The sequence below is a fragment of the Hugenholtzia roseola DSM 9546 genome, from assembly GCF_000422585.1.
In the GTDB taxonomy this organism is placed as follows: domain Bacteria; phylum Bacteroidota; class Bacteroidia; order Cytophagales; family Bernardetiaceae; genus Hugenholtzia; species Hugenholtzia roseola.
Genome location: NZ_KE383882.1, coordinates 65,780 through 85,032, shown reverse-complemented (window position 1 = coordinate 85,032; position 19,253 = coordinate 65,780). Strand labels below are relative to the sequence as shown.

Below are 19,253 nucleotides of genomic sequence, written 5' to 3'. Positions count from 1 at the left end.
AAGTAAAATGAGCGCAAGAGGGAGCGGCTGCCCCCTCTACGGGCGAAATTTTAAAGGCTTACTTCTTGTACTTGATAATCAAATCCACCAAAGAGATAGAAGCATCTTCTAAATCTATAACCAAAGAATCGATTTTGGCCACACAATAGTTGTAAAGAACTTGCAAAATTACGGCAACGATAAGACCGCCTACCGTCGTGATAAGAGCGACTTTGATACCACCTGCTACAAGGCTTGGAGAAATATCGCCTGCTGCTTCAATTTTATCGAAGGCATCAATCATACCCAATACCGTACCCATGAAGCCAAGCATAGGCGCAAGTGAGATGAAAAGAGAAAGCCATACTAAGCCTTTTTCTAATTTGCTCATCTGAACAGAACCTGTCGCCATAACGGTTTTTTCTACCATATCCACGCCTTTGTCGGCAGAAAGCAAGCCTTGTGTGAAGATTTCGGCAATCGGTCCGCGTGTAGAAGCTGCTACTTGCTGCGCACGCTCGATACCACCTTCTTGCAGTGCGTCGCGCACTTTTTCTAAAAGACGCTCGGTATTGGTAGAAGAAAGGTTCAAAACAATGATGCGCTCGATGGCGATAGCCATACCTAAAATCAAACAAATCAGGATAGCCGACATAAAGTCCCAACCACCTTCAATAAATTTCTGCTTGATAAACTGCGTGCCTGTTGCTTCGGCAGGAGCTTCTTCTTCTGTGGCAGTAGTAGCCTCGGCAGTTTGTGTGGTTTCTTCGGGGGTTGCCGTTTCGGTTGTCATGGCTGCGCTATCAGGGTTAGCGGCGTTTTCGATGGAGTCTGGGTTTTGAGCCAAAACTTGTCCGCTGAAAGGTAGCGAAAGAGCCATTACAAGTGCAAAGGCGAGGGTTAAGTTTGCAAGGATTTTTTTCATGAGTCAGAAAGTCATTAGTTTTATAGAGTTGTTGCCAAAAAGAAATGCAGAGGATTAGGTTTGAAAATCATAAAAAAAAGCAGTACGCCTTTGGGGAAAACGCAACACTTTTAGCAGAGAAGGCGGGATTCGAACCCGCGATACCCTTGAGAGGTATACCCGCTTTCCAGGCGAGTTCCTTCAGCCACTCGGACACTTCTCTATGTAGTCGGTTGAAGACGTTTATTTTATGCCTTGCCCCTATTTTTTCGCCCTTAGCGGCAAAAGGAAAGAGCGAACAAGCAAAACGATACTTTATCTTTGAAACGCAAGCCCAAATTTGAAGTATTTTTTTCGAACTTTCAAATTTTTGCCCTAAGAAATGCAACCTTTTTTTAGAAAAAACGTGAGAATCGCCTTTTTTTACAAAGTAAGGGCAAAGAAATTGATAAATTTGGCTATCTCCAAATGTAGAAGTCAAATTTTACCATTCCGTAACATTGGAAAGCAAAAAAGACAGGGCAGGGCTGCCGCCTGTGGGCTTGTCTGGTTTAGGGTTTTAGGAAAAAAAACGTATTTTTGCCCTTTCAAAAAAAGGCACTTCTGCAAAAGCCTTTTCCCTTCTCCTAAGTTTTGCCCTGTGAATAATGAATATGAATACAGATTCGAACCCCTCTTCTGCTGCAAGTTTTGAGAAACAAAACCTAAGTGCGCATGCCCTTCATACTTTTGTCGGCATAGAAAAGATGCGCTTTGTCATTTTGGTATCCGAATGGAACGCCGAGGTAACACACGCCTTAGAAAGCGGCACGATAGCCACGCTTTTAGCCGCAGGAGCAAGTCGTGATAATATCGTTTCGCACCCCGTACCGGGCAGTTATGAATTGCCCTTAGCGGCGCAGTGGTTTGCACAGAAAGCCGAAGTCAACGCCGTCATTTGTCTGGGCTGTGTCATACAAGGCGAAACACGCCACTTTGATTTTATCTCTCAAGCCGTCGCTGATGGTATTATGAAGGTGAGTTTAGAAAATAATAAGCCCGTAGTTTTTGGTGTTCTCACGCCCAATACGCCCCAACAGGCTTTAGACCGCGCAGGCGGAAAGCATGGCAATAAAGGCGACGAAGCGGCGCATGCTGCTATCAAGATGCTTGCCCTACAACAGTTGCTTTAAAAAATCGAGTAGCCTAAGCCTTTTAAAAGAAGCATTTGGGCAAACTTCCACAAAATAAGTCTTTATTTTTGCTTTTACTCCGCCTTTTCGCATGAATCCTACCATTCGCCCCGCCATTCGCCCCGAAGAAGTCAAATACGACTGCCGTTTTTTCAGAGGACATATTCCCTGCCAACCGAACAAAGATTTTGGCGTGATGTGCAATGCTTGTTCGCACTATGCACCCAAGAGTTTTCGCATCTTGATTATCAAATTAGGGGCGATTGGCGATGTCATTCGGACGACACCGCTTTTGGAGCGACTTCGCAAGGTCTATCCCAATAGCTACATCTCTTGGCTTACCCTTTCGCCCGATATTTTGCCGAAAAATCAGATAGAGCGCATCTACCGTTATGATGAAACCTCGCTTTATATCCTTCAAAATCAGGCGTTTGAGTTGGCTATCAATTTAGACAAAGACGAGGAAGCCTGTATTCTGCTTAGTCGGGTGCAGGCAAAGACCAAATACGGCTTTTCATGGCAAGATGGACACATCATTGCCGCCGACGCTGCCGCCGAACACAAATTATTGACAGGGCTTTTCGATAACCTTTCAAAAGCCAATACCAAAAATTATTTGGAGGAGATTTTTGAAATTTGCCACCTCGATTTTCAAAAAGAAGAGTACGTTTTGGAAGTCCGACCTGATTTAGATGCCCTTTGGAAAGGGAAACTACAAGATTTGGCGAAAGGGAAAAAAATTATCGGACTCAATACAGGCTGTGGCGTGCGTTGGCAGACGCGCCTTTGGAAACCTCAAAATTGGATTGCGCTGATAGAAAATATCCAAGCACAGGGGCATTTTCCCCTGCTTTTAGGGGGCAAAGACGAAGAGGCGCAAAACCAAATCTACGCCCAAAGTACGGGCGCAACTTATTTGGGCTGTTTTTCGCTACCCGAATTTATGGCAATTTCAAACCAATGCGACCTGATTGTAAGTGCCGTAACGATGATGATGCACATTGCGATAGGATTGAAAAAGCCACTTTTGCTTTTTAATAACATCTTCAACCCATACGAGTTTGAACTCTATGGCAGAGGACAAATCATAGAGCCTACTTCGGGCTGTGATTGCTACTATGGCAATCGCTGTAAGCGCGAAAAATCGTGCATGGACGATATTGCCGTAGAAACGGTAGTCGCTGCCCTGCAAAAATGGATTTAATCCTCTCGATGGTCAAATTGCTTGCACCCTAAAAAAGCAGATAGCACTTTACGAACCTACTCCTAACTATGTGGAAAAAAATTGCCCATTTCATTCTTCAATACCGAATTGTTTTATTGTGTTTATTGCTGCTTGCAACCGCCTTTATGGGCTGGCAGGGCAGGAAGGCAGAAATGTCCTACGATTTTGCCAAAATCGTACCCGATACAGATGCTGATATGCAGTATTTTATCCAATTTAAAGCCCTTTTCGGACAAGACGACAACATCTTAGTAGTAGGCAGTGCCGACAAACGCCTTTTTGAATACCAAAATTTTAATGAATGGGTCAAATTGCGACAAGCTATCGCCAATTTGCAGGTAGAAACGCCCGATAGTACGCTTCGCCTTATCAAAGGCGTAGTAGGATTGGCAGGTCTGCCGTATCTAAAAGCCAACCGCCAAGAAAAACGATTCGAAGTAGATTTCCTACTCGATAGTGCCATTTCAGACCAAACCCAACTCGATAGCCTGCTTGCCTTTGCAGAAGGGCTAAAACTCTATCAGGGACAAATTTACAACCCTGAAAGCCAAGCCACACTTTTAGCCATTTCCCTTTCGCCTGCCATTTTAAGTAGCCCCTATAAGCACTTGGTAGTGGCAAAAGTGGAAGAATTGGGCAAAGCCTTTGAAGCCAAAACGAGCGTAAAGCTCCACTATGCAGGTGTGCCTTATGTACGCAGCGTAGTGGCAGGGCAGGTCAAGACCGAACTCAACTGGTTTTTGATGCTTTCCGTAGGCGTAACGGCGATTTTTCTCTTTATCTTTTTCCGCTCCTTTTCCGCTACTTTTGTGCCGCTGCTCCTAATAGGCATTATTATCATCTGGACGGTCGGAACTTTGGGCATTTTAGGCTACAAAATTACCCTACTTACGGGACTATTGCCGCCCATTTTGGTTGTGATAGGGATTCCAAACTGCATTTATTTGCTTACCAAATACCACCAAGAGTGTTTGCGTCTGAATGATAAAAAAGCGGCTATTGCTTCGGTGATAGAAAAAATAGGTATCGTAACACTTCTGACCAATACCACAACGGCAGTAGGCTTTTTAGCCCTGCTCAATACCGAAACCGACCTCTTGCGCGAATTTGGTATCGTGGCGGGCATCAATATTTTCATTACCTTTTTGGTGAGTCTAATTTTTATCCCTTCGGTTTTTTCTTTCCTGCCTGCCCCTTCGGAACGCCATACCAAGCATTTGGAATCGCGTTTTGTCAATCAGATTTTGAGTCTTTTTGAAAGTCTGATTTTGCGCCACCGTAGCAAAGTCTATTTGGGTGCAACTTTGGTCTTAATTGTTGCCTTAGTGGGGATTTCCAAAATTACGGCGGTATCTTATATGGTAGATGATTTGCCCGAAGAGAGCGACATTCGCAAAGATTTAGCCTTTTTTGAGCAACATTTCAAAGGGGTCATGCCCTTAGAAGTGGTTGTGGATTTGGGTAAGGAAAAAGCCATTCGCAACCCCAAGAACCTCAAAATTTTGGATAGCCTGATTCAAGATTTGGAAAAATCGCCCTACCTTTCACAATCGGTCTCGATGGTGAGTTTTCTCAAAGCCGCCAATCAAGCCTATTTTGGAAACAACCCTGCCGATTTTACCCTGCCCACTAATAGGAGTGCGCCCTATATTCAGCAGTATTTACGCAATGAAAAAGGCACGACTTCTAACCAAATGCTCGCCGCCTTTGTGGATAGCGCAGGGCAGAAAGTGCGCATTTCGTTTAAAGTGGCGGATATCGGTTCTATTCGTATGGATTCGCTCATAGAAAACGACCTCAAACCAATTCTAACACAAAATTTGGCAGAGAGCCAATTCCAAGCTACTATCACAGGCACAACGCCCATTTTCATCAAAGGCAACGCCTATCTTATCAGTAGCCTACAAAGTAGCCTTATCTTGGCTTGTATTCTAATTGCGGTGATTATGGGGATTTTATTTTTAGACCTAAAAATTGTCCTTATCGCCTTGATTCCCAACGTCATTCCGCTCTTGCTAACGGCAGGCTTGATGGGCTATTTTGGCGTACCGCTCAAACCCAGCACCGCACTCATTTTCAGTATTGCCTTTGGCATTTCGGTAGATGACACCCTGCACTACCTCACGCGCTACCGTCAGGAACTTTTGCTAAACGGACGCAACCACTACGAGGCTATCCTCAAAAGTTTGCGCGAAACGGGAAAAAGCATGGTCTATACCTCCCTTATCCTTTTTGCAGGCTTTGTCATCTTTACGGGGTCAGATTTCGGGGGAACGGTGGCTTTGGGCGTTCTCACTTCTACGACTTTGCTAATTGCGATGCTTACCAATTTATTGTTGCTGCCTTCTCTTTTGATGAGTTTTAAAAATAAAAAATAGAGAGTTGTCTTTCGATAAGGTATCCTCAATCTCTATCTTCGGGCGTGGCATAAAATGACAAATGGCGGCGAAGTTAGAGCTTCGCCGCAGTGATGTTACATTCTAAAAATTAGGTTCGAATGTAGGGACAAGGCATTGCCTTGTCCGCAGTGAGATTGAATGACATTGAAATAAAAAAAGGATTTTCAGACCCAAAAATAGGGTTGAATCCAAATTTTATTTCGTTTCAAATTTGGAAAGGCAAGTTTTTTTCAACCCCTAACAGGGCGGCGTTTGCACCTTACAAACTTGCTGCGCCTTTTTTTCGGCTTGCCAATGCAAAAGGTGTAAAATAATAAGCATCAAAGAAGCAAAATAACCTACGTATGTAAAGGCAGGAATTTGATGCTCTAAAAGGAGGGCGGCAGAAAAGAGTAGCCCCATCATCCACAAAAGCGTTGATAGGCGTTTGGCTTGTGAATGGCGTGTGGCAAAATAAATAGCAATAAGGGCAAAGACGATAAAGGCGTAGTCGAGCATGTGCCAATGCACGAGCCAAGTGCTTGCCGTATCGTGGTGGTGTAGCTCCTGCTGCCCATGCACGTGGCTATGCGCCTCTGCCGTAGAGAAAAACTCTACCCCATGATAGGCACTTTGCAAACCCGTTTGCAGTGCCAAAAAAAGCGGTGCTGCCAAACAGTGCAGCAAACACAAAGTAGAGGCGAACATGCCCGCTACATCTGCTTTTATCTTTCCCAAGTCTTTGAATTTCATAGCTCAAAATTACGCTTTTTTCTTGATACGTGCAACCTTGTTGCAAAAAATATAAACGCAGGCTTGGCTCAAAACGTTGTCTTGCTACTAAAAAAAGTCGTCTTTTTCGAATATCTTTGCAGCCTTATCTCTTTTTGTGAGGGTGAGTCTGTTTGTGGCATCTTTCAAGGCTGTAAAGTTTGCTTGTTTCGGCAAAAGATACAGACCGTCGCGAAGTTGCTGCAAATGCTTTATCAATCCCATTTATCCAAAAAATCTTGTGATGCGATTCTTAGAAGATGCCCATTTTGAAGGAAAGCGCGTTTTGGTGCGCGTAGATTTCAACGTTCCGCTCAATGCACAATTTGAAATTACGGACGACACGCGCCTTGCTGCTACCCTGCCTACCCTGCGTTATATTTTAGCGCAAGGGGGAGCTTTGGTTTTGATGTCGCACTTTGGCAGACCTAAAAATAGGGAAGCCAAATATTCTTTGGTGCATGTCCGCGCCTATTTAGAAAAAGCCTTAGCGCGACAGGTGCTTTTCGCACCCGACTGCATTGGGCAGGAAGCAGAAAGGCTTTCCCAAAATCTTAAAAGCGGGGAGGTCTTGCTTTTGGAGAATGTTCGCTATTATACCGAAGAAACCCAAAATGACCCTGCTTTTGCCCAAGCCTTAGCCCGTCATGGCGAAATATACGTCAATGATGCCTTCGGTGCGGCACATCGAGCGCATGCCTCCACCACAGGGGTAGCCAAATATTTTACAGAAAAAATTTGTGGCAAGGTCATGCAAGCCGAAATAGAAAACGCCAACAAGGTCTTAGAAAAGGCAGAACGCCCCTTTACGGCTATCATGGGAGGCGCGAAGATTTCGGACAAAATTCTCATCATAGAAAAATTATTACCCAAAATAGACCACCTAATTATCGGGGGCGGCATGGCTTATACCTTCTTCAAGGCAAAGGGTTGGGAAATTGGAAAGTCCCTTTTGGAGGCGGATAAAGTGGAAGTGGCGGCAGAGCTACTCAAAAAGGCGCAAGAGATGGGCGTAACGATTCACCTCCCACAGGATAGCGTCGTGGCGGAGGCGTTTTCAAACGAAAGTCCGTATCAGCAGCTCCCAAGTGATGCGCTCCCTGCGGATAAGATGGGCTTAGACATCGGCAGTGCCGCACAAGCCGACTTTGCAAAACTGATACACAATTCCAAGACCCTACTTTGGAATGGTCCGATGGGGGTCTTTGAAATGCCTAATTTTGCCAAAGGGACGGCAGCGATTGCCAAAAGTGTGGTAGAAGCAACGCAAAAAGGGGCTTTTTCACTTATTGGCGGCGGCGATTCGGCAGCGGCTATCAAGCAAATGGGAGCAGCCCAAAGCGTTTCTTATGTATCAACAGGTGGCGGCGCACTTTTGGAATACATGGAGGGTAAAATTTTGCCCGGCGTAGCCGCTTTGATGGACTAAGTAAAAAGTCCGAAGTAAGGTAGCGCGAGTTGTAGGGACAAGGCACTGCCTTGTCCTGATTTTTATTACAAAAAAATTGCATTTTTAGACAAAAAATAAAATTTCGTAGGGGCAAAACGAAGCGCGATTTGAAAATAGATAGGGTGATGGTGCGTTTTCGTTTTGTTTTCTTTTCTTATCTTTGCTCACTTCAAATGTCTGTTTTTTGGTTGTTTCGTTGGTCAAGCCCTCTTCTTTTATGCCACTTTTCAAACCTACCCTACTTTCAGAACACTATTCTACCTTACAAGGCAAACAACTTCTGACCGATAGCCGCAAGGTTTCGCTCCCTTCCCAGACGGTGTTTTTTGCCTTAGCAGGCGCAAATCGCGATGGACACGATTTCATTGGCGAATTGGTCGGAAAGGGTGTGGCGTATTTTGTCGTGAGTCAGATGGAGAAGATAAGCCCCGAATGGCTCGAAGAGGCAGATTTTTTCCTCGTCCCTGATACTTTGCAGGCACTACAAGAGTTGGCTGCTTTTCACCGAAGTCAGTTCAAAATTCCCGTTATTGGCATTACAGGTAGCAATGGCAAGACGATAGTAAAGGAATGGCTCTCACAACTTTTGGGCGATAGCATTTCTATTGTCAAGAGTCCGAAAAGCTACAATTCTCAAATTGGCGTGCCACTTTCTGTTTGGGAAATCAATAGCCAGCACCAGTTGGCTATCTTCGAGGCAGGGATTTCGCGCCCTGATGAAATGCAGGCTTTGGCGCAGATTATTCAGCCCCAAATAGGCATCTTTACCAATATCGGAACGGCACACAGCGAAAATTTCCCTTCGCAGCGAGCCAAAATTATAGAAAAGCTCAAACTTTTTGGTCAGGCAAAATTTCTTATTGTGCGCGACATTTACACACAAATTGTAGAAGAAGCGCAAAATGCTTTGCCAAACCTCAAAATATTTGGTTGGGCAACGGGGCAGAGCCAGCGCGACCAAGTATCGCTCCGCTATTGCGATAGGAATGACGACGGTTATAGCGTTGGGCTTTATGATTATCGCAACCAAAAAACGCACCACCTACACGTACCCTTTACCGACCCCGCTCACTTCGAAAACGCACTGCATTGTATCGTCGTGATGCTTTTCTTCGACTATTCCACCGAAGAAATCCAATACAAGATAGAGCGATTGCGCAATATTCCCATGCGCTTAGAACTCAAAAAGGGCATCAATAATACGCTTTTGATAGATGACACCTACAATAACGATTTAGCAGGGCTAAAAATCGCCCTCGATTTCTTCGGACAAAATCAACAAAAAAACGACAAAACGGCTATCCTTTCCGATTTGCCCGAAGAGGGCAGCAGTGCCGAAGTCTATGAAAAAATAGTGCATCTTTGCGCCGAGCAGAATATTCACCGCATCATTGGCATTGGCGAAAGATTTAGCACCTTTGTAGCGGCACTTTCAAATGCGACTACCCTACAAACGACAAAAGGGCTGATAGACGCGCCCACTGTGCAGACTTTTCCCCATACGGCGGCATTTTTCAAGGCTTTTGAAGGCAAAAAAATTGCCTTCGAAAATGAGATGATTTTGATAAAAGGCGGCAGAAGGTTTGAGTTTGAAAAAATTGTGCAGCTATTAGAGCAAAAAATACATGGCACTAAACTCGAAATTAGCCTCAATGCCCTGACGCACAACCTCAATTTTTACCGCAATTTGCTCAATCGGCGCACCAAAATTATGGTCATGGTCAAAGCCTTTGCCTATGGCAGTGGCAATTTTGAAGTGGCGCATCTTTTACAGTACCATCGTGCAGATTATTTGGCAGTGGCGTATCCCGACGAAGGCGTGGCTTTGCGCGAAAATGGCATCTACCTGCCCATTATGGTCATGAACCCCACAGTGGAAAGTTTCGAAACCTTGTTGCGCTATGATTTAGAGCCTGAAATATACAGTTTGCGCCTGCTGACCGAATACCTGCGCTTTTTGGAGGAAAACCAGAAAATGGCTTATCGCCAAAATAGTAAATTAAGCGAACAGGACTTGCAAAAACGCTATCCCATTCACCTCAAACTCGATACGGGCATGCACCGTTTGGGCTTCGAAGAGCAGGATTTGCCTCTCCTTTTAGACCTTTTGAAGCGCAACGAAGACAAGCTCAAAATTGTGAGCCTCTTTTCGCATTTGGCAGGGGCAGACCAAGCCCAATATGACGAATTTTCACAGGTGCAAATAGCCCAATTCCAACAAATGGCGACAAAGATTGAAGCCAGTTTGGGCATCAAAACGCTTAAACATCTTCTCAATTCGGCAGGTATCGCGCGTTTTCCACAAGCGCAATTTGATATGGTCAGATTGGGAATCGGTCTTTATGGCGTTGATAGTGCAGAGGTGCATCAAGACGCGCTTTTGCCTATTGGCACGCTCAAAACCACCATTTCGCAAATCAAGACGCTTGCCCCCGACCAGACCGTAGGCTACTCCCGAAAAGGAAAACTCAATAGAGTTTCCCGAATTGGTACGCTCGCGATTGGCTACGCCGACGGCTATTTGCGTGCCTTTGGCAATGGCGTTGGCTATGTCTATTTGCATGGCAAATTTGCGCCCACTATCGGCAATATCTGCATGGACATGTGTATGATAGACCTTACCGACATAGAGCAGGCAGCAGAAGGCGACGAAGTAGTGGTTTTTGGCGAAAAGCCTACCGTCAGCGAATTGGCAGAGCGAATTGGCACAATTCCCTATGAAATCTTAACGAATGTAGGCGAAAGGGTCAAGCGTGTCTTTTATGCTGATTAAATTTCTTCTCTTTAATTTACTACCCAAAATACATCAATCAAACTTATTCCTATGGATTTTCTTATCGCAGGCTTAGGAAATATTGGTCAGAAGTATGCCAATACGCGCCACAATATCGGTTTTATGATAGCAGATGCCCTTGCGAAGGAGGCTAAAATAGCATTTCGCACCAAACAAAATGCAGACCTTATGTTTTGGGACTATAAGTGGAATGGCGACATGCGGCGTATTCATATCATTAAGCCCACAACGTATATGAACAATAGCGGCACGCCTCTTTTGCATTGGAAGAAAAAAATGCAAATCCCGACCCAAAATATCTTGGTCTTGGCAGATGACATAGCCTTGCCTTTTGGTCAGATTCGCACCCGAACCAAAGGCAGCGCAGGCGGACACAATGGCTTGAAAAGCGTGGAAAATTCACTTGGAACCAACGAATACAACCGCATGCGTATTGGCGTAAAGGGCGATACCATGCCCGAAAAGATGGATTCCCACCAAACGCAAGTGGATTACGTCTTAGGCGATTTTACGCCGCAAGAAATGGAGCAGTTGCCCCTTATCATTGCGCATGCCGTAAAAGCCTGCCTTTATTTTCCTTTTTTGGGTATCGAAAAAATGATGAATAAATACAACGCCAATGTTTTAGAAGTGAAGACTCCGCCGCCACCACCCAAAACAGCACCCCAAGCACCGCCCCAAACATCACAAGATTAAAAATTGTATCTTAGAAAAGAAACCACACACCACAAAAAATGACCTTTCCTGCCTTCGCCCCTTCCGAACTTATCTTAAATCCTGACCAAAGTGTCTATCACCTGCATCTGCAAAAAGCGCATCTTTGCGACACCATCATTGCCGTAGGAGACCCTGAACGGGTAGGCGAGGTAAGCCGCCATTTCCAAAATATTACACACCGTATCCAAAAGCGCGAATTTGTAACCCACATTGGCACATACAAAGGCGAGCGGCTCATGGTCATTTCCTCTGGTATCGGAACGGACAACATCGACATCTTGATGAACGAATTAGACGCGCTGGCAAATATAGACTTCGAAAAACGCCAAGTCCGCCCCGATGTCCGTTCCTTTCGCCTTATCCGAATTGGCACTTCGGGAACGATACAGCCCAATATTCCTGTCGGTTCGTTTTTAGCCTCACAAAGGGCAGTCGGATTAGATGCTTTGGGTAGTTTCTACCAAATGCCACAAAGTGAGCAAGAAAAGCAAATGCTCGAAGCCCTACAAAAACAAATTGCCCTGCCTTTCCTACCCTACACTGCCCAAGCCGATAGTGCTTTGATAGACAAAGTTGGTTTTGATATGATACGCGGCACAACGCTTACGGCTTGTGGCTTTTATGCACCGCAAGGGCGCGTTTTGCGCTGCACGCCTGCTATGCCAAATCTAATTGAAAAATTGGCGGCGTTTCGGTATGATTTAGGGGCTGAATCCTTGCGTCTGACGAATTTGGAGATGGAAACGGCTGGTTATTATGCTTTTGGTAAGATTTTAGGGCATCAGGTGCTTTCGCTAAATGCCATTTTAGCCAATAGACAAACGGGCGAATTTGCTTCTAACCCTCAAATGTATGTAGAGGGGCTTATCGAGCAGACTTTGTCGCGCCTTTTTAGTTGAAATTGTGAATAAAAACGGAATCTTTATGCCTATTTTTCAAGCCAATTACGCGCGTGTGAGTCCTTTTTTTGAAGTGGCAAACCTACCGCAAAGGGAGGGGCAGATTGCCGATACGCCTTTGGATACGCTTACGCATTTTTGGGTGGCTTTTTTCCAAAAGCAAAGCCCTGCGCCTTTGAGCAGCTTTTTGGCGGAGAAATTAGGACAGGCGGCTTTTCCTACCGATACCTTCGAGCTATTGGCAGCCGAGGGGACAGCTTTGGTCTGGAATCGTTTGCAGGACGGTTCGGCAGCGAAAGAATTGTACTACCAACATCTGCCACAATATTTGGGCTTTTTTGCCTATCTGCACCCCCTTTGGCAGCCCGATTTCAAGTGGGATAGTGCAGAAAATTTAAAAATTGATTTTTATTTAGCACCCTTCAAAACTGCCATTTTAATAGACAAAACAGACATCTTGATAGATGAAAAACTCAAAAATGAAGGCGTGCAGGTTTTCTTTTTTTCTTCACAAGAAATTTTACAAAATAGTGCATCTTTGAAAGCGAAAATGGCTGCCTTGCACCATCATCTTTCCAAAAATCAGTTTAAAGAGCGTTTGCAAGCCTACCAAAGAGGGGCTTCTGTTTTCCTTTCACAGGCTTTGATGCGACAATTTTGGTTTCCTACCGCCTTAGCGCGTTTGGAACGCCTTTTTTTGGCACTTTTAGAAAGAAAGGCTTTGCGTTGGGACACAGAATGGAAACTTGCTTTTTTTTCTGTTGAAAGTGAGATAAAGCCTATTTTGGTTGAATGGGCATTTCAAAATTTGATGTTAAAATTTCAACATCTATCGGCTATCATAAACCCAAACTACCGCGCTACGCCTCCTCGCCTGACTTTGCACTGGTCAGAAGATAGAGAGGAATTGCGTCGTTTTAAAGCCCGCCACCAAGATTTTTTTGCGATAGATTTTTCTATTCGCCTGCACCAAACTGATGAACACCTTGCGGCACCCGAACTCATTTGGGTACGCAATACCTTTGATAATCAAGGACTTCGCGCCGAAAAGCACGCCTACGAGCCTACTTTTGCCCCTCCTCAAAATAAGACAAGCAATCAATCGAGTTGGGCTTATTTTTATGCCGAGTGGTTTTCACAAATGCCTCCTTCGGCTCAAAGGCAGTGGCATATTGCCCAGACCCTAAACCAAGTGCAGGGTGCAAATGCCTTTTTCTTTCCAGAGCGCAGCGAGCGACTTTTGCCGCTACTTTTGGTACAAAAAATGGCGGCTCTTTGGACAAAACAAACCACTTGTCTTTTCTTTCCTACCGAAAGTCTGATGCGTTTTTGGGTGAGAAGATTTGAAAAGTTGAATCTTAAAAACTACCTTGTCCTTCATAAAAAATTCGACTTCGCCCCTTTTCAGGATAATCCTGCACTTTTTTTGGCGCACGATTTTATTTTGCTCACTCCTGCCGCTTGGGATAATGCCATAAAAAATGAATTTTGGTCTAAAATCATAAAAAAAGCCAATGAAAATCATCAACTCTTTTGGGTCTTCGAGCAGGCGCATTTGCTTTTGGAATGGCATCAAGAGTTTAGTCTGCCCTATTTGCAGGCTCTAAGGCGCATCAAAGCCCTAACACAAGCCGATAAGTGGCGAGCGCAATTTCTTTCTTCTGCGGCTACTAAGGTGCTGCAAAAAGAACTGTGCCGTTTGGCAGAAATTTCACCAGAGGCGCGTTTTACGGCGTGGCACTATCAGCGCAACGATTTGAAAATCAACGTTTTAGAAGTAGGTGAAAATAAGTATTTGCCCCTAACGGTATTGTTGCGTCAGAAATTGGCAGCAGGGCAGAGGGGTATCGTTATCACGCCTCAAATCAATGGCAGTACGGGCTGTGTCCTATTGGCAGAAAGGCTCAAATTTGACCTCAAAACCGACGTTTTTTATTGGGCAGAGCAGCTTCCTACCGAACCAATCCAAGACGAGCGCGTCTTTTTGGCGTACCAGCAAGAGGTGGAGCAGCGTTTTTTTGAGGGTAGGATTGATTTGCTAACCACTACGGCGGCGTTGGCTTTGGGCATAGATTTGCCCGCCCTCGATTTTATTATCTTTTATGGGGCAAGCCTCACTTTTGACACTTTCTTCCAAACCATTGTGGCGAGTCGGGAAAGCGAAATTTTTGTGCTTTTTACGCCTGAAAAGCCTGAAAATGAAGAAGTTATGAAAAAACTTTTTCTGCCCCAAACGCCTCTGGACGCGCTTAAAAATCAAAGCCGTGAGATAAGTTGGTTCGGACAAGATGCCTATAAAGCCCTGCATCAATGGGCTTCCGAAAGGGATTCGCTTAGTGAAGATGCAGCTTTTGCCTTGCACCTTTATTCGCGTTTTGAAAAAGATTTCAAACAGAATTTGCCTTTTACCCTTTCCATCAAAGAGTTGGATTTCCGCTTTTTTGTGCGTGCTACGGATAGATTTTTAAAAGTAGAACAAATTTTAGAACTTTTTATCAAACTTCAAATCATTGAGGCTTGGCACTATAAAAGCGAAGATGCTTTTTATATCTTTCCGAAAGAACATCAAGACTTAACCTTAGAAAAAGCCTTCGAGCAGTGGCTACAAAGCACTTTTTTACCCGAAAGGATAGAAAGAGAAACCGTCAGCACTTACTTTCAAAGGGAAAAACACAAGACCAAAATAGAAACTTATTTAAAATATGGTTTGTATTTGCAATATCTTAGTGTAGGGGCATTTCAGCGAAAAGCCTATGAAAAGCAGTATGAATTTTGTTTGGCACAAAGCCGAAAAGAGGTCTTTGCACAGGAATTGCAGGCTGAATTTGAGGCACATAGCAGCACGCACCTATTTTTGGAATGGGCTACCTTGCCTTGGGAAAACGAAGATTTTGCCAAAAATGGCGAAGTACAAAATCAGATAAAGGAAGATATAGTACAATTTTTTAAATTTATAGAACAAGAAAATCTGCCTGCTTCGTTTTGGTTAGAAAAAATAAGGGCTTTCCTTGCCACTTTTGAAAAAGTTGCCCTTCTGCGGCTTTTGGAAGGCATCTGGGAGATTTGGGTAGAAGAGGCTAAAAAAGGTGCAGAAAAAGTAAAAGAAAATTTGTTTTTTATTCAAAAACATAGCTACTTGAAAGAGCTTTTTTTGGCGCAACTTTTAATCTGGATACAAGAAATGCCACAGGAAAGACGCGCTTTTGTGGCAGAGGCTTGGGCAAGCCATTTTCCTGACGACCTTGCACAGACTTTTGAGCAGTGGCAAGACGTATATAGCCTGCATTTTCTATTGGAAAAGGAAGCCGATAAACTTGAAGGGCTGACGCAACGGCTTCTTGGCGGTGCTTTTTTAGACCCAAATTAGACCCAAATTAGACCCAAAACATGGGCTAAAAGATAGTAAATTTGGCAGCACGATAATTGATAAGATAATAGATATGAGAAGACAACGAAAAGCGATAATCATACGTGGGTAGATTTTTTATATCTACGCGCACTTCAAACTGTTGGCTCAAATCTACAAGTGAAGTAAAAAAATCACGTGCCTCTGCATACTCTTCTAAAAAGACATGCACACGATTGCGCTTCAATTTACCCTCAGCAAGGGTGTAAATGTCCATTTTGAGCTTCTTGCCTAAGGCAGGTCTGATTTCTATGTGGTGAATTTGGGGGCTAAAAAAGCGCGTTCCATCTTGTCCGTATTGGGCTTCGATGCCATTTTGAGCGATTTTGAGCCAAGCCGCTCTTTTTCTAAGAATAAAGTAAAACAAAGAAGAAATAAAAAACTTTTTAGAAACCATAAATAAAACAAAAAGAGGAAAGAAAGAAAATAGAATAAAAATTATGACATAAACCATGTCAATATCAGTAGTTTCCATTTTCCAAGTTCCAATCGCACCTATCAGGAAAGCCAATAAAACGGGTGCGTCATCGACAGAGGGCAGATACCATTTGACAGTGCTGACCGCGCCGCGTGTCTGAAAAAGGGTTTCGCCGAGTTGGTATTTGGGCGATTTTAGGGTAAGATTTTCTGCCTGCGGCAGGGTGGCGAGTATTTTTTGTTGCCCACAGTGAGTCTGATTTAGGTAGAGCCAAGTGTCGACTAAAAAGACGGACTTGCAGGCGGCACAGAAGACGACGGTATCGCCTGCCTGAATGTTGTCGCCCGTGATGGGGTCTTGTCGCTTTTGTGCCAAAAAATCGGCGTGCAACTTTTCTTCTATAAGATGCTGATTCATCGTTGGGTTTAATCGGGTAGTTTTGGAGTGGGTCGCTGCCCTAATTTTGTGCTAATACGTAGCGGCTCCAAGATAGGTTTTTTTTCTAACTTTGCAGGCGTTTGAATTTTGATTACTCACCGCCTACCTTTTGCAGCCATGAGCCTTAGCGTTTCGCACCTTTTGGGTATAAAAAACCTAACCCTTGCCGACATAGAACTTATCTTTTCTACTGCCGACGAATTTAAAGACGTTATCAATCGTCCGATAAAAAAAGTGCCTTCCCTGCGCGACATCACGATTGCGAATGTCTTTTTTGAGAACTCCACACGCACGCGCATTTCGTTTGAATTGGCACAAAAACGCCTCTCTGCCGATGTCGTCAATTTTTCCGCCAGCGGCAGTTCGGTAAAAAAAGGCGAAACCCTCTTGGATACGGTCAATAATATTTTGGCTATGAAAGTAGATATGATAGTGATGCGCCACAGTAGCCCTGGTGCGCCGCATTTTTTGGCACGTCATACGCCTACTTGTATCGTCAATGCAGGCGATGGCACACACGAACACCCTACGCAAGCCCTTTTAGATGCCTATTCTATCCGTCAGAAATACGGCGAGGTAGCGGGCAAAAAAGTGGCGATTATTGGCGATATCGCCCATTCAAGGGTCGCGCTTTCAAATATTTTTGCCCTACAAAAGTTGGGGGCAGAGGTCATGGTTTGTGCGCCCGCGACTTTGATTCCTACTTATATGCAGGAATTGGGCGTGAAAGTAGAGCATCAGGTTCGGAAAGCCCTACTTTGGTGTGATGTGGCAAACGTGCTAAGGATTCAACTTGAAAGGCAGGAGGTCAAGAATATTCCTTCTTTGCGCGAATATAGCCTTTATTATGGCATCAATAAAAAACTATTAGAAAGCATAGACAAAGAAATTACCATTATGCACCCCGGTCCTATCAATAGGGGCATCGAGTTGGATTCTGATGTAGCCGATAGCGGACAGTCAATAATTTTAGACCAAGTGGAAAATGGAGTGGCAGTGCGTATGGCGGTCTTGTACCTTTTGGCAGAAAAACTCAAGCCCAATTTTAAAAAGTAAGTGGGCTTTGATTTGTTCGTTTTTTTCGCTAACTTGCTATTCAATTCTAATACAAGTGCATCTTCTTCAAAATACTTGCTGGTATGAACGATAGATTTGTCAATCTTTTTACAGATTTTGGCTTCAAAAAGATTTTTGGTGAAGAGCCAAATAAAGACTTGCTGCTTTCTTTTCTCAATAGCATCTTAGAAAAAGAGGGGGAGCAGATTGAAGAACTTACCTTTTTAGACAAAGAACGGCTGGGCTATCGTGCTTCGGAGCGAAGAGCCGTCTTTGACCTTTTTTGCAAAAATCAAAAAGGCGAAAAAATCATCATAGAAGTGCAAAGAGCCGAGCAGGAATTTTTCAAAGATAGGAGTATTTATTATTCTGCCTTTGCGATTCAGGAGCAGGCGCAGAAAGGTAAATTGTGGAATTACGAACTGAAAGCGGTTTATACGATTGCGCTTCTCGATTTTGCCTTCGAAAAAGAAAATAAGGAGAAACTGGCGCATTATATTCAACTTTTAGATAAAGAAACCTGTCAGGTTTTCTATAAAAAGCTAACCTATGTGTATTTAGAAGTTCCCAAGTTTTCCAAATCACTCGAAGAGTTAAGTTCTGACTATGAACGTTGGCTCTTTGCCTTTCAAAACTTACACAAGTTGCGCGATAAGCCTGCCCATTTGCAGGCAGGAATTTTTAGGCGTTTGATGGAATTGGCAGAAATTGCGCAATTCGAGCCGCAGGAGCAGGTGGCGTATCGTGAAAGTTTGAAAGAATATTGGGATTTGAAAAATGCCTTAGATACGTCTTTCAAAGAAGGCTTGGAGCAGGGTCTGCAACAGGGTTTGCAACAAGGTCTGCAACAAGGCGTAGAGGAGGGTAGGGTAGCGATGAAGCGCGACTTGGTTTTAAGTTTGTTACAAAAAGGAACTTTTACTGATGCGCAAATTGCTGAATTGCTCTCAATTGAGCGCGATTTCATTGAGAAAGTAAGGCAGAATTATTTATAGAATTTGGCTTTTGCCAAAAAGTGAGCTATCTTCGTATCGCTTTCTGTTATCTTTCCGCGCGTGCCTTTTTGCTTATTTTCTTGTGCTTGTCTTTCTGTGCGGGTACTCTTTTTTGTTGCTTTTTAAAACTTTATATGCGTATCTTCTCTTTTCCTTTGGTAGGGCGATGCTTTTGGGCGGCTCTTGTTCTTTTTATGATGGGCAATTCGGCTTGTCAATCGGATACCGCCGTAGAAACTTCGCAGGATTTGGCAGCGAATCAGTGGCTTTTTGAGGAAACCAAAACCTTTACCTTCGAAATTGCAGAGCCTAATGCCTATCAGCTTGATTTTTTTATCCGCCAGACTCCCCAATACCCTTTTTGCAACCTCTATACACATTACCAACTTATTTCTCCAAAGGGCGACACCCTCGAAAATAGGTTGGCACAGCACGACCTCTACGACTGCAAAACAGGAAAGCCCAACGGAAAAGGTATCGGCGACTACTACGAACACGCCCTGCCCCTACTGCAAAACTACCAACTTGACAAAGGAAAATATGAATTGCGACTACAGCAGTATATGCGCACTGATACCCTCTCTGGCGTAGCTTCTATCGGGCTGCGGCTTAAAAGGGCGGAGTAGCTTTCTAATAGTGAAATGTTTTTGG

14 protein-coding genes and 1 tRNA gene are annotated in these 19,253 nt (G+C 44.1%); 11 read left to right on the top strand and 4 right to left on the bottom strand.

Annotation, left to right across the window (positions count from 1 at the left end):
- Window positions 1-58 precede the first annotated feature (58 nt).
- Window positions 59-904 (bottom strand): MotA/TolQ/ExbB proton channel family protein, encoded by an 846-nt coding sequence (locus G500_RS0115105; RefSeq protein WP_027003162.1) that lies wholly within the window; start codon window positions 902-904, stop codon window positions 59-61.
- A 114-nt stretch (window positions 905-1,018) separates the two neighbouring features.
- A tRNA-Ser gene (locus G500_RS0115100) sits at window positions 1,019-1,106 on the bottom strand.
- Window positions 1,107-1,536: 430 nt separating this feature from the next.
- On the opposite strand from G500_RS0115100, the gene ribH reads away from it, so the two are divergent.
- The 3 genes from ribH (at window position 1,537) to G500_RS23735 (ending at window position 5,658) form a co-directional block, all read left to right on the top strand.
- A complete protein-coding gene (gene ribH, locus G500_RS23740) occupies window positions 1,537-2,055 on the top strand; it encodes a 6,7-dimethyl-8-ribityllumazine synthase (protein ID WP_035757633.1) in 519 nt (172 codons plus the stop codon).
- A 91-nt stretch (window positions 2,056-2,146) separates the two neighbouring features.
- Window positions 2,147-3,259, top strand: a complete 1,113-nt coding sequence (locus G500_RS0115090; protein ID WP_051203701.1) for a glycosyltransferase family 9 protein — start codon at window positions 2,147-2,149, stop codon at window positions 3,257-3,259.
- Between the two features lie 68 nt (window positions 3,260-3,327).
- Window positions 3,328-5,658, top strand: a complete 2,331-nt coding sequence (locus tag G500_RS23735) for an efflux RND transporter permease subunit (protein ID WP_035757631.1) — start codon at window positions 3,328-3,330, stop codon at window positions 5,656-5,658.
- A 258-nt stretch (window positions 5,659-5,916) separates the two neighbouring features.
- Here G500_RS23735 and G500_RS25195 read toward each other — a convergent pair whose 3' ends face one another.
- The gene (locus G500_RS25195; protein WP_051203699.1) at window positions 5,917-6,411 is read right to left on the bottom strand and encodes a MerC domain-containing protein; all 495 of its coding nucleotides are present in this window, start codon (window positions 6,409-6,411) and stop codon (window positions 5,917-5,919) included.
- A 262-nt stretch (window positions 6,412-6,673) separates the two neighbouring features.
- Between G500_RS25195 and G500_RS0115070 the strand changes: the two genes are divergently transcribed.
- The 5 genes from G500_RS0115070 (at window position 6,674) to G500_RS0115045 (ending at window position 15,656) form a co-directional block, all read left to right on the top strand.
- The gene (locus G500_RS0115070) at window positions 6,674-7,858 is read left to right on the top strand and encodes a phosphoglycerate kinase (protein WP_027003160.1); all 1,185 of its coding nucleotides are present in this window, start codon (window positions 6,674-6,676) and stop codon (window positions 7,856-7,858) included.
- Window positions 7,859-8,039: 181 nt separating this feature from the next.
- Complete coding sequence (locus G500_RS0115060; protein ID WP_342664611.1) at window positions 8,040-10,652, top strand: bifunctional UDP-N-acetylmuramoyl-tripeptide:D-alanyl-D-alanine ligase/alanine racemase; 2,613 nt, start codon at window positions 8,040-8,042, stop codon at window positions 10,650-10,652.
- A 51-nt stretch (window positions 10,653-10,703) separates the two neighbouring features.
- Entirely contained in the window at window positions 10,704-11,369 is a 666-nt protein-coding gene (gene pth / locus G500_RS23725; protein ID WP_051203696.1) for an aminoacyl-tRNA hydrolase, read from the top strand.
- Window positions 11,370-11,407: 38 nt separating this feature from the next.
- Window positions 11,408-12,289, top strand: a complete 882-nt coding sequence (locus G500_RS0115050; protein ID WP_027003158.1) for a nucleoside phosphorylase — start codon at window positions 11,408-11,410, stop codon at window positions 12,287-12,289.
- A gap of 25 nt (window positions 12,290-12,314) precedes the next feature.
- Entirely contained in the window at window positions 12,315-15,656 is a 3,342-nt protein-coding gene (locus tag G500_RS0115045; RefSeq protein WP_027003157.1) for a helicase-related protein, read from the top strand.
- Window positions 15,657-15,681: 25 nt separating this feature from the next.
- Here the strand turns inward: G500_RS0115045 and G500_RS0115040 are convergent, their stop codons facing one another.
- On the bottom strand, window positions 15,682-16,530 hold the full coding sequence (locus tag G500_RS0115040; protein WP_027003156.1) for a hypothetical protein: 849 nt from the start codon (window positions 16,528-16,530) through the stop codon (window positions 15,682-15,684).
- A gap of 138 nt (window positions 16,531-16,668) precedes the next feature.
- Between G500_RS0115040 and G500_RS0115035 the strand changes: the two genes are divergently transcribed.
- The 3 genes from G500_RS0115035 to G500_RS25190 all read left to right on the top strand — a co-directional run bounded on the left by G500_RS0115035 (window position 16,669) and on the right by G500_RS25190 (window position 19,228).
- A complete protein-coding gene (locus G500_RS0115035) occupies window positions 16,669-17,607 on the top strand; it encodes an aspartate carbamoyltransferase catalytic subunit (RefSeq protein WP_027003155.1) in 939 nt (312 codons plus the stop codon).
- Window positions 17,608-17,690: 83 nt separating this feature from the next.
- Window positions 17,691-18,602 (top strand): Rpn family recombination-promoting nuclease/putative transposase, encoded by a 912-nt coding sequence (locus G500_RS0115030; protein WP_027003154.1) that lies wholly within the window; start codon window positions 17,691-17,693, stop codon window positions 18,600-18,602.
- Window positions 18,603-18,736: 134 nt separating this feature from the next.
- Window positions 18,737-19,228: a gliding motility lipoprotein GldH gene (locus G500_RS25190; RefSeq protein WP_154657174.1), complete on the top strand. Its 492-nt coding sequence runs from the start codon at window positions 18,737-18,739 to the stop codon at window positions 19,226-19,228.
- Window positions 19,229-19,253: the final 25 nt, after the last annotated feature.